We start from the raw sequence: 13669 nt of genomic DNA on the forward strand, positions 1-13669 counted from the left end.
TGCGCGCAGGTGTCACATCCGCCAAAGCGTCTTGCCAATTGCCATTCCTGCAACACAAGTTTTAGATGCCAGAACGTATCGTTGCGAAAGCCAGGATCATGATTGAATTTTTGATTGCTCTATTTGTTTTTCTATTTGCGCATATGCTGCCACAAATAGGTGACTTGCGCGGCAAAATCATCGCGCGCACCAGCCGTAAAGCCTATATTATTGGTTATTCAGTTCTTTCGACATTGTTGTTGATCTGGATGATCTCAGCCGCTTTGCGCGCCCCACGCACCATACTTTACGCTGCCGATCCGCTCACGGTCCGTATATCGATGGGGTTGATGTTGATGGCCATCATCCTGTTTGTCATGGGCGCACTGCGGCCCAACAGCTTGTCTGTCAGCTTTCGCCGTGATCGCGGACACCAAAATTCAAACCCCGGCATACTCGCCCTCGTGCGTCATCCGATAATTGTGGCGTTTGCGCTTTGGGCTTTTGCCCATATTTTGGTGAATGGCGAACTGGCTAATATATTACTGTTCGGCATCATGCTGGCCTTTGCCCTGCTTGGCATTGCGCGCCTCAATAAAACCAAACCGCAAAAGCTCAGTGCCGCGGATTATGCCCGCGTGAAACAAAGAGAGGCAGGAAGTTGGGGCCAACGGTTACGCCGCGCTGGTGATCGCCAGCTGGCCATTGAGCTGGTTATCGGCATCGCGCTTTACATTGTGATCCTTCATGCCCATGGACCGATCATTGGCGTTGATCCACTGGCCTATCTTTAGCTTTTGGCGTCGCGCACCAAATATTTTTTGAGTGCAGGCGCGATGGAGACATTGAGCCCCGTGAGCCGCCATGTGGTGAACCAAATGGCACCCGCACCGGTGATAAAGGATATGGCCGCGGCAGTCGCCGCGCCCACCAGCCCGAACAGCGGCACCAGTACAAAATTGGCCGCCAGCAGCACCAGCAATCCAAGCAAAATGGCGGGCAGGCTTGCATATGGCTTTTTGCGCGATGACAGGATCACAGCCCCGGGACCAAAAGCGGCCCGAGCGATCAAAGCACTGCACAAAATGGTCAAGGGGATCACGCCCTGATTAAACGCAGGTCCAAAAAAGTAAAACACGATGGGGCTGAAAATCATCACCCCGACCGTCAATACCACGGCAAGCCCGGTGCCAACCAGATTGGCATCGCCGATTTTTGCCTCGAGCGCCGCAACATCCTGCTTTTCTTCTGCGTCCAACAGATCGGGGGAAACGACCGCACCAATGGCGATAATGCCGAAAGAGGCGAGCACGAACATGCGCGCGCACACCCCAAAGATCGCGATTTGTTCCTTGTCCAACAGGCTGGATAACAACAACAGATCGATGTCGAAAAAGAAGTCGGAACTCAGCGCCACAATGATCCAGGGCAGGGCATAAAACCACCAGCGGTTAAATTCGCGCTGCGGCATTTCAGTTTCCCGTGGCAGAGCGCGTATCGCGTGGATCGTCACAAAGAAGTGCAGGGTGGCAAGACCCAGATAGAATATCGCGACCCACCAGATCAGCGCGCCGACGCGATCGTCTTCGACGCCAATAAAAGCCACAATCAATATGCCCAAAACAATAAACAGCGGCCGGAAAATTGTGTCGGCGAACAAGCCGAAAAACGGCTTTTTAAGGCCCACAAGAATGGCCCCATTCAGATTCACGATTGCCGTGCCAAAGGCCATCATCGCGATGGTGGGCCAGATGCTTTGCAGCAATGTTCCCGCCGGGCCGATCAGGTGGATCAATTGCCCCACAATGTAGAGTAGAGCCAGACCCGGGAATATCGCCATGCCATAGGCAAGCACGGCAAAACGGGAGAGGGTGGCGCCATCCTGTTTGGCTTTATACTCAGCGGCAAAAAAGGCGCCGATGGTTTGAAACCCCAATGGAAGGGCAATCGCCATCAGATTGGCGGCAGCGATGGCCAGCAAATATTCGCCCAGTTGGGCCGCACCCCACAGCCGCGCGATCATCGCCTGTGCCAGAAAGATCACCCCGGCGCCACCAATGCGCACAACAAAAATCAACGCAGATTTGGACGCCAATTGGCGACGTTCGCCCATAAAATTCTCCAAAAAGATCTGCACTGAGATTAGCGCACATCATGTGTATTTCTTGCTAACGCGCCAATGACTTGCGGTTGAACAGCATATTGACGATCTTTTTGCGTTGTTCGGCGGGCAGGGCTTCCATTAAAGCTTTAAGCTTTGGCCGGATAAGTTTGAGCCAGAGCGTGGCGTAAAGATAGCCTTTGGCGTTCAAGGGCTTTATCAAATCACTGGCATCCACTTCACCCGTTGCGTAAACCATTTTATACGGGACAGAGGGGATGAGAAAATCAACCTGTTTGACGCCAATTTCATAACAATTTTTGATGATTTCTCCCAATTGCAGCCGCCCGGGTGCCGAATAGGAGTGTGCTTCATTCCAAGTCGACATATAGGCATAGTAACGGTCTTTATAGATAAAGCCCCACTGGTCCGCGACGGCTTCACCATCTAGTGTTAAGCAAAAGGCGATCGGGCGGATGTCTTCATCTGTGACGTTTTTAAACGAATTGAGAAATGTTCGAAAAGAATCATCCTGAAAGGCCCGAGAGGTCAGCCCCATGCGTTTTTGCCATTCAACACGGCCATCAAAGCAGCGATCGATCACACTTTCCAGCATACTGCCTTCAAGGGCATAATGATGTTGGAGTTCCCCCTCGCGTTCAAACCGGTTATAGGCATTCCGTAGCCGTTTGCGCGTCGCCTTTTTGAGGGCAGCATAATATTCGTCATAGCTGTTCCATGGTGTCAAATCCACAAAGGGTGCAGCCTTCTCTTCCATTGCGTGGTCGAGACATTCCTCACAGCCAGCGTAAAGCGGGCCATCATGTCGCACTTGTCCCAAATGGATATAGTCCGCGCCAGATTGGGCCAGCAGCGGGTGCATGGCTTCAAAAATATCGACGGCGCGGTGGGCGGGGTCGGCAAGCATTTCGGTATATTGCTGATAAGGTTCGCTCAACCCGGTCAGGATCTTGCGACCCTTCTTGTGCCAAATGGCCAGCGGCAACAGTCCGACCAAACTCTCGTTCTGAGAGGCCGCGATTACATAATATTCTTCATTGCCCGAGTTGCGGTTTAGTTCAAGAACGTGCGCGCACCATTCAAAACTTTGAAACAGCGCAACCCCTTCCGATTTTTCTTCCAGTGCCTGCCACTGGTCTTTTATCGCCCGAATTTCATCTGCCGAGCGATAAACCTTTACATCAAAGGTCATAAAAGCTTTGCCCCGAAGCTATTTTGTAAACTGATAAGCCGCAATATCCTTCACACCATCTGGCGCGTTAGGATCGACTGCAAAGTCAACTGTATATGGTTTAACATCTTTACGTTGAATGCCAGAAAATTTCACCGCCCCTGCCAATACCAGCTTGGTATAGAAGGTCAGCCCTCTGGTGCCGCGATCAAGATTTTTCAACCCCATCTTACGCAACATGCCATTGGCAAAATTCACCGCATATTTATTGCGCAGTGCATCGGTCCAATGCTCGGTGGTCACCGAAACATTCATGCAGTCATAATTGTCCACCCGGTGCGGACAATTGAGGGGCCAATGCAGCATCTCGCCCGGCTCAAGGTCATAAATGGTGGCATAATCATCGAACCAGTCCTGGAACTGGATGTCAGTTTCATGCGCCTCATTGATCACCACCTTCTCAATGCCATAGGCGCTCAAAAAGGGCGGTTCTGCGGGATAAACGAAAACCTTTTTGCGTCCCCGCACTTGCCAGAGCGACTGTCCGGGCACATCCACGTGATATTTCACCCGCACATTTGGCGAAGAAATCAGAATGGTCATATTCTGCTTGTACGTCTTTAAACCCGGCACATATTTTTCGAAATCGTCATAGATCGCGCGCAACATGTCATCAAAAGCGGGGTTTTGTCGCGCCGGGGCCCGCAAGTTGATCCAGATATTGCCGTTTTTGACGGCATCCAAAATTTCTTTGCCGCTGGCATTGCCGAATTCGCCTTCGCGGCGCACACCACTTTTCGGGTCCATATAATTAACGTGATAATCCTGCCGGTCGACATTCTCCAAAATGCCTTCCAGGGCCTGATCAGTGAAAAGCCCTGTGTCCGCTAATTTATGTTGTAAACATAGCGGGTGCTGGCCAAACAGGCCGGCATAATGCGCTTTCCAATCGGTCAGAACCCCATCAATCCGTCGATCGAGCATTGCTCTCTCTCCCCTCAAAATCCTATGGTTGAGTAGATTAGCGCGCGTTTATGTCGAATGCGTTAGTGTCAGCCCTTGCAACGGGACTTATTCAAACTAGGGTTAATTTTGGTTTGATCGATCCCTCCCAAAGCCGAGGGCCATCGCAATTGTCGAATCGAATGGATTACGCCAGACTGCCCGTTTTCAACGCAGTGAAATTGTCTCATGCCCCATCAAACTTCCGCCCAAAACGCGACCAAAGCCCGCCAGTTCGCCGCGCTCCATCGATCCGGCCCTTTCATTCTGGCCAATGTGTGGGATGCAGGCACCGCGAAGCTGATGGCTGCGCTTGGGGCCAAATCCCTCGCCACATCGTCTGCTGCTCATGCCTTTACGTTGGGGCTCACGGATGGGGGGCAATTGTCACGTGAAGAAGCGCTGGCACATGCCAACGAGATAAATGAGGCGACAGATTTGCCGGTAAACGGCGACTTTGAAAACGGGTTTGGCGATGACCTTGATGATGTACGAGAAACCATACGCCTTTCGATCGACGGTGGCTTGGCGGGCTGCGGCATTGAGGATATCCGGTTTCCCCAACATAAGCCGTACGCTTTTAATGAGGCCGTGGCGCGCATCGAGGCCGCGGTCGACGCCAAAAAAGCCGCCTGTGCGGCGCACAATGCAAAATTTACGCTTACCGCACGGGCCGATGGCGTCATGATCGACCAATATGATCTGGACGAAGCCATTCGCCGCATTCAAGCTTTCGCCCGGGCAGGGGCCGATGTGGTCTATGTGCCCATGCCAAAGTCATTTGACGATCTCAAGACCATCGTCAAAAGCGTCGACGTGCCGGTCAATGCCTTATGCGCCGGCCCTTACACGCAATATAGCGTTGCTGCGTTCGGCGATATAGGTGTGGCGCGCGTCAGCCTGGGCAGCAGCTTGGCACGGGTCGTGCACCGGGTCATCCTTGACGTCGCCAAGCCCATGATTGAAGCAGGTGATATGACCGCTTTATCAAATAGCATCTCCGGCGCCACTATTGATGAGCTACTGGCCAGTGGTGGCCGCAACACCGCACCATAGGTCGAGTGCTGCAAATAAATCACACTTAAACGGAATAGTTTTAAACCGGTATTCTCGCCCTTAAAAAGTCGCAAACTGGGGCCCATTTGAGGGGGTGCATTGAACCAAAATGGTCAATGTAGCGTTTAGGCCATTAGGCACAATAGGACCCGGTCGAATATGAATGCGCTTGCAAAATTTATAGCTATAGCGAGCACGCTTACGCTAGCCGCCTTCGCTGCGCCGTCGGCATATAGCCAAACTGAAATCACCTCGCTGGACACGTGCCTCGAGCGCGTACATGCTTTGGAAGACCGAAGCCTTTCAGTCCAGCTCAACGCCGAACAGTTTAACCTGCTGATTGAAATTCTGGTTGCGGCGACGGACTTGTGTCGCCAGCGCGTGCTTGATGAGGTGCCCCCTTATCTCGCGCAGGCAACAGATATCATTGAAGAAAATTCCTGATTTCAACCCTGTTTTTTGCGGTGGTGTCGCTCAAATGACGTTGCCAAATCTAAGCGCTGCGCCTAAGTTCGTTTTATGAAAAATGAGCCTTTTGCCCTTCGTCAGATTTGGCAGCGCGCGCTTTTTGTTGCGGCGACGCTGCTGTTTATGGTTACGCTGAGTTGGGCACAAGTCGCCAATCTTGACCAAAAGCTTCAACAGCTCAACGAGATTGAGCAGGAAATTGAAGATGTCGATCGCCTGATCAAAAATGCTGACAACGACAATACACTGATCGGTGCCCGCACAACCTTGCTGGATTTGCAGACGCGCGTGGACGAAGTGGTCAAGCCGGTCGAGGATCGATTGGCGGTGATCTCATCACAATTGGATGTATTGGGCACCGCGCCGCCACCGGGTGAAAGCGAAAGCCCGCAAGTCGCGGAGGAGCGGGCTGAAGCTCAGGCCGAGCGCAAGCAGCTGCGCATCATCTCCACCAAAGCCGACGAAATCGATCAAAAAATCATCAGAGAATATGATCAGATCGCGCAAATGCGGCGACAGATTTTTGCCAGCCGATTGTCTCAACGCTCTCCCATAACGCTCAGTTTGCTGACCAATATTGGCAGCGAGAGTGTGGCCACCTTCAGTCGGTTTCAGGCTAAACTCCGCACCTGGTGGACCGTTAAGATTGCACCAAATCCGGCACCGCTCTTCTTGGTTGGTGCCCTTTTCGCGGTGCTGCTTGCCGGGGCCTATGTGCTGTCGCGCCGCGCCAGCAATGTGTTGAGCCAGGGCACATCCCGTCTGAATGCCCTGATCTATATTTTTGTGACCGCCATGGTCCCCTCGGTCCTTTTGGCTGTGGCGTTGGCCGTCAGCTATTGGGTCATGGACTTCACCTCTTTATTCACGCTGGATTTGCGCGGCTTCGTCGGTACGCTCTTCATGGTGCTTTTGGGCCTGTTTTTCGTGCTGCGCCTGACCTACACCTTTTTGGCCCCGCACAACGCTGATCTGCGCATTGTGCCATTCTCCAGTTTTGCCGCCCAGCGCACCTATGTACTTGTCAGCTCTTTGGCTGTTGTCCACGCGCTTGACCATTTGGCCGGCAGATTGGGGCAATTGGTCAACGCGCCCTTGGCGTTTACCATCGGCAATAGTTTCTTGGCGGCTTTCCTGATTGCCCTGTTGCTGCTGGCTCTTGCACGCGTCCGTGACAACCCTGAAGATCCGCATTCACGTACATTGCCAGCCTGGGTGCGCATTCCGCTGCTGCTTGCCTCAATTGCCATCATTGTCGCCGCCGTGGCCGGATATATCGGCTTGGCGCGCTTTATGGCCCAGCAATTGGTGGTGACGGGCACCATTCTCGTGACCGGCTTTTTTGGCTATTTGCTTGCGCAAGAATTGGGCAAACCCGGCGTGTTGGTGTCCACACGTTCGGGCCGTTGGTTGCAGAACCGGCTGTCTCTTGATGAAAGTGATATTGACCAATATGCGCTGTTCACCAGTATTGGCTTCCTGGTGCTGATCGTCATGATCATGATCCCGGCCATTCTGTTGCAATGGGGGTCGCGGGTTGAAGATGTGGTCACCTGGGTACGGCAGGCCATTATCGGCTTCCAAATTGGCAGTTTTGAGTTTTCGTTGGCCAGCGTGTTTTATGGCGGCATCATATTTGTGCTTGGTCTGGTGCTCACCCGGATATTCCAGCGGTGGTTGGGCAACACCGTATTGGAGCGTACGCGGGCCGACCATGGGGTGAAAGACTCAATCCGCACTGGCGTCGGCTATGTCGGTATTGCCCTATCGATCTTTTTGGGCATCACCGGGGCAGGGGTGGATTTGGGCAGCTTGGCCATTGTTGCCGGTGCCTTGTCTTTGGGTATTGGTTTTGGCCTCCAAAATGTGGTCTCTAACTTTGTTTCCGGTTTGATCATGCTGGTCGAGCGTCCAATTAAGGTGGGAGATTTTGTCGAGGCCAGCGGCTTCTCCGGTACCGTTTCAAAAATCAGTGTGCGCGCCACCGAAATCAACACCATTCACAACCAGACCATCATCATCCCCAACTCCGAGTTCATCAACGCGCCCGTGGGCAACTGGACCCACAAGATACGTTCAGGCCGTGTCGATATCCCGATTGGCGTGGCCTATGGCAGCGATTTGGAGAAAGTGAATAAGATTTTGCTGGAGATTGCGCAGGATCATGACAATGTCCTGAAGCGCCCAGAACCCTTCGTGTTCTTCCAAGGGTTTGGCGACAGCTCGATCAATTTCCAATTGCGCATTCACGTGAATGACTACACCATCTATCCGCGGGTCCAAACAGATATATTGTTCGCCATCGATAAAGCGTTCCGTGAGCAGAATGTCGAAATCCCGTTCCCACAACGCGATTTGCATTTACGCTCAGCAGATCCGAAAATCATGGAAAAGCTTGGTGGCGCGTCGGCGTCACGCCCGAAACCCCGGGCAGCCACAAAACCCAAATCGGAGACCTGATCTAAATAATCTCGTCTTCGTCAAACAAGGTTGAGCCTTCGACATCGGCTGTGTGCTGATCAAGCGCGGTTTCCGCGTTGCGGTTACGTGCGGGCTGAGCAACGTGAAACGTTGCATCGCCCTCATTCACAATCGGCAATTCGCTGCGCCCGATGATCACACCATCGCTTTGGGCGGTTATTGGCGTCTCTATTTCGCCGAACGGGTCTGAAACCACGCCGAGTATATCGTCTTCGAGCACCGTGTCCCCGGACCTTTTGAACGTGCGCAAAAGCCCCCCGGCTGGCGAGCGTAACCAATAGCTGTTTGTGCAAAAGATCGATTTGGCCTTGGACGGCGCAATCGGTTTGCCAGAAATCATGCCAAGCCCCTGCAGGGTGCGCAGCACGCCTGTTGTGCCTACGCGTACGGCAAATTCATCGAACCGCAGTCCGCCACCAGCTTCATAGAGCAACACCTCACAATCCAAAGCGGATGCGGCTTCTCGCAGGGAGCCTTCCCGCACCTTGGATTTCAACAGGATGGGGGCACCAAACATGTTGGCCAGCTCTGTCAGTTTGGGGCGATTAGGCGTGACACGTACCTGCGGATAATTGTCGCGATGGCTCGCCGCGGAATGCAAATCAATGCCGTAATCAGACCGTTTGACAATTTCAGTGATGAATAAATGCGCCAGTCGCCCGGCCAGCGACCCAGTTTCTGATCCGGGGAAACTCCGATTGAGATCACGCCGGTCAGGCAGATAGCGCGAATGGTTGAGAAAGCCGAAGGCATTGACGATCGGGATGCAAATCAAGGTGCCGCGCAAGCCGCGCAGTTTGGGAGATTGCAGCACCCGGCGCACAATCTCCACGCCGATCACTTCATCGCCGTGAATGGCCGCGCTCACAAACACGGTGGGGCCGGGGCGCTTGCCGTGGATGACATGGGTGGACATGGTCACCGGCGTATGGTCAGACAACACGCTAACCGGCAAATCCACAGTCCGCCGATAGCCCGGTGCAATGCGCACACCGCCAATCTCAAATGCTGGCCGTGTCATAAGGCTTTAGCCCTTGCCCTTGGTTTTAGTGGCGCCAGGCCGATGGTTCTTTTCCATAAATTCGATGATCTTGCCGGCAATATCGAGGCCCGTGGCGCTTTCCACCCCTTCCAGCCCGGGGGATGAGTTTACCTCCATCACCACCGCGCCATGGTTGGAGCGCAACATATCCACGCCGCACACATTCAGACCCATGGATTTTGCTGCCCGCACTGCCGTTGACCGCTCTTCCGGTGTGATCTTCACTCGACGTGATGACCCACCGCGGTGTAGATTGGAGCGAAACTCGCCTTCAGCGCCACGGCGTTCCATGGCCGCCACAACTTTGCCGCCAATCACAATGGCGCGAATGTCGGTGCCGCCGGCTTCCTTGATGAATTCTTGAACCAGAATGTTCACCCCGGCACCACGAAAGGCCTCAATCACAGATTTGGCAGACCGGTCACTATCGGCCAAAACCACACCAATACCCTGGGTGCCTTCCAGCAATTTAATCACCAGCGGCGCACCGCCAGCAAGCTTCAACACTTCTTCAGTTTGCCGAGGGTCATGGGCAAAAGTGGTGACGGGCAAGCCAATGCCATCGCGCGACATCAATTGCATGGAACGCAGCTTGTCGCGCGAGCGACCGATGGCCACGGATTCATTAAGCGGATACACCCCCATCATCTCGAACTGGCGCAAAACCGCGAGACCATAATAGGTGATAGACGAACCGATGCGGGGGATCACCGCATCATATTGGGTGAGCTTCTCGCCATTATAGAAGACTTCTGGGCGTCGCGAGGCAATGTTCATATAACATCGCAGCGTGTTGATCATGTCGAGTTCATGACCTCGCGCCACAGCCGCCTCTTTCAGGCGTTTGTGCGAATATAGCGAGGAGTTACGCGCGAGCATGGCAATTCTCATAAGAACCTCAAGTAAGACGTTTCCCAGTAGTGATCGTTGCTTTGACGGACAGGAAGACCCCGCCACGTTCGTCCGTGCGCCGTGGCGCGGATCACAAAGCGTTTTTAATAGCATTGCACAGATCGTGCGTCGCTAAAAGGGGCATATCAGCCAAGCTCTTTCGACAACAGCATAAAAAGCGCTTGTGCGCAAAAAGTGGGGCTATTGCACCAGCGATTTTATCTCGCTCACCAACGCGCCGCGATGTTGGATAACCTGTCCCGCCACCTTATGGGCAAACTGGGCGGCGTCCACCATACTTTTCCCGTTCAGCCTAGCCGCGATATAGCCGCCATTGAAGCTGTCGCCAGCCCCTGTGGTGTCCACCGGGCTGATGGGGGCCGGTGGGCCAACCCATTCTTTTTCCGTGCCGTTGGTCACCAACGCATCGCCGGGGCCAGCCTTCACAACCACTTCCGAGCAACCAGCCCGCAAATAGCGCTCAGCCACCTGTTCGGATGAACGTTCGTCAAACAGCACATATTCGTCGGGCACTGTAGGCAATGCCATGGTGCTCACGGCAGAAGCTTTAGCTGTCCAGTCGGCCATTTCGTCACGATTTTCCCATAGGGAGGGGCGCAGATTGCTGTCAAAAATCACTTTTTGACCGTCGGACTTGGCTTTTTCTAACAATGTCAGGAACTGATCTCTGGTGTCTGGCTGCAAAATGGCAAGACTGATGCCCGAGAAAAACAATGTTTTGTCGGCACCCAGCAGCGAGCGTTCCAAATGCGCCATGTCGCGTGCCATCTCCTTGGCGGCAGACATTGCGCGCCAATAGCTGAACGTCCGCTCTCCCTGATCAAGCGATATCATATAAAGCCCCGGCGTTTTGCCCGGCAGGAATCGGATCAGGTCGGTCCCGATATTGTGGTTTTGGATGCTTTGGGCCAGCGCTTCGCTTTCCCCATCATCGCCAAGCGCGGTGAAATAGTCGACGCTTACCGATTGCGGCAGGAAAGCGCGGGCATAAAAGGCCATATTAAGGCTGTCGCCCGCATATCCCTTTTTATAAAGCCCGTTTTCCAATGCACTCATTTCGATCATGCATTCACCAATGGAAACTAGCTTGCTCATAAGGGAACTCCAACATGTTGGTCGCGCAGCGGCAAAGACCTTGCGCTTTTAGCCCCTTGAGTGAGGGGCTGGCAAGGCCTATCCCGCGCTATGCGGTTCGCTGTTGGTTGGGGCAGGATCAATCGGTGGGCACGGTTTCACTGCTTTCAAGGCTTGGGGCGTCCACAATTTCCGGATTTTCCGTATCGGTGTTGTCAGCAAAGATATAAATGGCGACAAAAGCCAAAATGATTAAGGGCAGCGAAATGAGCAGCACACGCGTGCTGAACCCGCGCTGTGCTTGGCGCGCTTCAGTTTTATTCAGTGTTTCTTGATTATTATCCTTGGTGCGTTGGTCTTGCATAATTACCTCCGTACGTTGTTAACGCGCGAACCGCTCTTGGGTTCCCGTTCAGTGAGCTACGACACGCTCGAGCTACCGGATTGATGATTTAGAGGGGCGGGTTCGCACTTCGGACAAATGTCCAGCCGCCTGATGTGCGCGCGCGAGCTCTATTGCCGCAGCTCCAGTGCGCAGCCTTTACATGAGAAGCGCTTGACCTGCGCTTGCCTTTCCCTATATCTGCGCGCAGTGTCCGGCGTGCAGCAAACAGGCGACAAGGCCAAGATTTTGTGCTAATGCACGCCACCAAATTCCAACAAATGTGACTGACAGCATGAGCCTAAAGCACGCGCGCAAATTTTCCGTAGCCCCGATGATGGACTGGACAGACCGCCATTGCCGGTTTTTCCACCGCCATTTGTCGCGGCATGCGTTGCTGTTTACTGAAATGGTCACCAGCGCGGCGCTCATCCGTGGCGGCGCCGACTGGTTGCTCAATTATAATGATGATGTGGAGCATCCCATCGCCGTCCAATTGGGCGGGTCCGATCCGCAAGAACTGGCCGACGCCACCAAGCTGTGCGACCGGTTCGGCTATGATGAAGTGAACCTCAATGTCGGCTGCCCGTCAGACCGGGTGCAGTCTGGCCGCTTTGGCGCCTGCCTGATGGCCGAACCGGAACTGGTGGCCGATTGCGTGCGCGCCATGCGCGACGTCACCGACACGCCAGTTACTGTGAAATGCCGCATTGGCATCGATGATCAGGACAGCGAAAAAGATCTGCGCACCTTCGTCGACCATATGTTGGAGGCCAATGTGGATGCGCTTTATGTCCATGCGCGCAAAGCATGGTTGCAGGGCTTGTCCCCCAAGCAAAACCGCGAAGTGCCACCGCTCGATTATGATCGGGTGTACCGCTTGAAAAATCATGTGGGCGATTTGCCGTTGATGATCAATGGTGGCATTGAAGATTTGGCGCAATCAAAAGACCATTTGCAGCATGTGGATGGGGTGATGCTTGGCCGCGCCGCCTATCACAACCCAACCCTGTTGTGGGATGTGGACCGCGAGATTTTCGGCGATAGCACGCCGCCGATCTCACTTGAATCACTTTGTGAAGTGATGACAAATTATGCTGAAATTCAAATGACTAAGGGCGCAAAACTGAACCAGATTGTGCGCCACATGCTCGGTCTTGGTTTTGGCAAACCCGGTGCACGTCGTTACCGTCAATTGCTCACCGTGGAGGCGGTGAAAGCCGCGCGTGGCGTTGAATTGATCGAAGAGGCTTTTGATCTGTTGATCGCCGCCCGCCAGGCTGCCGCCTGATCAGTCGGTGAAGGTCAGGCGATCACCTTCCACGCTAAAGCCCCGCAAAGTCTGCAAATAATTCATGCCCAAAAGGTTGGACTTTAGGGCCTCCGGTCGGGCCACCATGGCATCGATATTTTCGCGCACAATGCCGCCCACTTCTATCCGATCCAGCTTAACTAAGGCCGCTTCAGTTTGGCCATTCGCGGTCTGCACCGGGATAGAGTAGATCAGCCTGGTTGGATCATAACCGGCAGCACGCGCACTGTCGGCGGTCAACACAATGGCAGACGCCCCGGTATCGAACAGAAATTGTTGTTCAGTGCCGTTGATCTTGGCATTGATCACAAAATGTTCGTTGGCATTGCGGCTGAACATCACCGTGCCGCTTTCGGTATCGGTATAACCCGCGCCCGGCGAAAGCTGCGCCCATAAGCGGGCCCCAAAGCTTTCGAAATCTGCGCGAAAGCTATAGCCGATAATGATGGCCGCAAAAATTGCCACCCACATCACGATGCCCGAGAGCATTTCGCCCAGCCGAATGCGACGACCAAAGGCACCGCCGGCCACCAGCACCAACACAGCGATCAGCACCACCAATTGACCAAAATCCTGTTCGGCCAAGCCGATCAGTTGCCCCGCATTGGAGGAGATCAAAAAGGCGAGCGCGAACGCCACCAGCAGTGCGATGCCAATAAAAAACAAAT

The 13669-nt window shown here is 53.8% G+C and carries 13 protein-coding genes; 5 read left to right on the forward strand and 8 right to left on the reverse strand.

Going from position 1 to position 13669, the window contains the following annotated elements; translation table 11 throughout:
* The first annotated feature begins 98 nt into the window (after positions 1-98).
* Positions 99-773, forward strand: coding sequence for an NnrU family protein (locus tag L1I42_RS05830; RefSeq protein WP_236113544.1), 675 nt, complete (start codon positions 99-101; stop codon positions 771-773).
* Here the strand turns inward: L1I42_RS05830 and L1I42_RS05835 are convergent.
* From L1I42_RS05835 to L1I42_RS05845, 3 genes are read right to left on the reverse strand one after another with little or no spacing between them, the layout of a single operon-like run.
* On the reverse strand, positions 770-2092 hold the full coding sequence (locus tag L1I42_RS05835) for a lipopolysaccharide biosynthesis protein (RefSeq protein ID WP_236113545.1): 1323 nt from the start codon (positions 2090-2092) through the stop codon (positions 770-772). The two genes, L1I42_RS05830 and L1I42_RS05835, sit on opposite strands and share 4 nt — an antisense overlap.
* Before the next feature lie 55 nt (positions 2093-2147).
* Positions 2148-3293, reverse strand: a complete 1146-nt coding sequence (locus L1I42_RS05840; RefSeq protein WP_236113546.1) for a GNAT family N-acetyltransferase — start codon at positions 3291-3293, stop codon at positions 2148-2150.
* Positions 3294-3311: 18 nt separating this feature from the next.
* Positions 3312-4256 carry a cupin-like domain-containing protein gene (locus tag L1I42_RS05845; protein ID WP_236113547.1) on the reverse strand — a complete coding sequence of 315 codons (945 nt, stop codon included), beginning with the start codon at positions 4254-4256 and terminating at the stop codon, positions 3312-3314.
* Between the two features lie 207 nt (positions 4257-4463).
* On the opposite strand from L1I42_RS05845, the gene L1I42_RS05850 reads away from it, so the two are divergent.
* From L1I42_RS05850 to L1I42_RS05860, 3 genes are all read left to right on the forward strand, one after another.
* Positions 4464-5330: an isocitrate lyase/PEP mutase family protein gene (locus L1I42_RS05850; protein WP_236113548.1), complete on the forward strand. Its 867-nt coding sequence runs from the start codon at positions 4464-4466 to the stop codon at positions 5328-5330.
* 159 nt (positions 5331-5489) lie between these two features.
* The gene (locus L1I42_RS05855) at positions 5490-5774 is read left to right on the forward strand and encodes a hypothetical protein (protein WP_236113549.1); all 285 of its coding nucleotides are present in this window, start codon (positions 5490-5492) and stop codon (positions 5772-5774) included.
* 75 nt (positions 5775-5849) lie between these two features.
* Entirely contained in the window at positions 5850-8258 is a 2409-nt protein-coding gene (locus L1I42_RS05860; RefSeq protein WP_236113550.1) for a mechanosensitive ion channel domain-containing protein, read from the forward strand.
* Position 8259: 1 nt separating this feature from the next.
* Here L1I42_RS05860 and L1I42_RS05865 read toward each other — a convergent pair whose 3' ends face one another.
* From L1I42_RS05865 to L1I42_RS05880, 4 genes are all read right to left on the reverse strand, one after another.
* Entirely contained in the window at positions 8260-9300 is a 1041-nt protein-coding gene (locus L1I42_RS05865; RefSeq protein ID WP_236113551.1) for a succinylglutamate desuccinylase/aspartoacylase family protein, read from the reverse strand.
* A 6-nt stretch (positions 9301-9306) separates the two neighbouring features.
* Positions 9307-10212 carry a 30S ribosomal protein S6--L-glutamate ligase gene (gene rimK, locus L1I42_RS05870; protein WP_236113552.1) on the reverse strand — a complete coding sequence of 302 codons (906 nt, stop codon included), beginning with the start codon at positions 10210-10212 and terminating at the stop codon, positions 9307-9309.
* 201 nt (positions 10213-10413) lie between these two features.
* A complete protein-coding gene (locus L1I42_RS05875; RefSeq protein ID WP_236113553.1) occupies positions 10414-11328 on the reverse strand; it encodes a sugar kinase in 915 nt (304 codons plus the stop codon).
* Between the two features lie 118 nt (positions 11329-11446).
* Positions 11447-11671 carry a hypothetical protein gene (locus L1I42_RS05880; RefSeq protein WP_236113554.1) on the reverse strand — a complete coding sequence of 75 codons (225 nt, stop codon included), beginning with the start codon at positions 11669-11671 and terminating at the stop codon, positions 11447-11449.
* 313 nt (positions 11672-11984) lie between these two features.
* Here L1I42_RS05880 and dusA point away from each other — a divergent pair, with 313 nt between their 5' ends.
* Complete coding sequence (gene dusA / locus L1I42_RS05885) at positions 11985-12980, forward strand: tRNA dihydrouridine(20/20a) synthase DusA (protein WP_236113555.1); 996 nt, start codon at positions 11985-11987, stop codon at positions 12978-12980.
* Here dusA and L1I42_RS05890 read toward each other — a convergent pair whose 3' ends face one another.
* Complete coding sequence (locus L1I42_RS05890; RefSeq protein WP_236113556.1) at positions 12981-13667, reverse strand: retropepsin-like aspartic protease family protein; 687 nt, start codon at positions 13665-13667, stop codon at positions 12981-12983.
* Between the last annotated feature and the right edge of the window lie 2 nt (positions 13668-13669).

It is taken from the genome of Maritalea mediterranea (genome assembly GCF_021568695.1).
GTDB classification, from domain to species: domain Bacteria; phylum Pseudomonadota; class Alphaproteobacteria; order Rhizobiales; family Devosiaceae; genus Maritalea; species Maritalea mediterranea.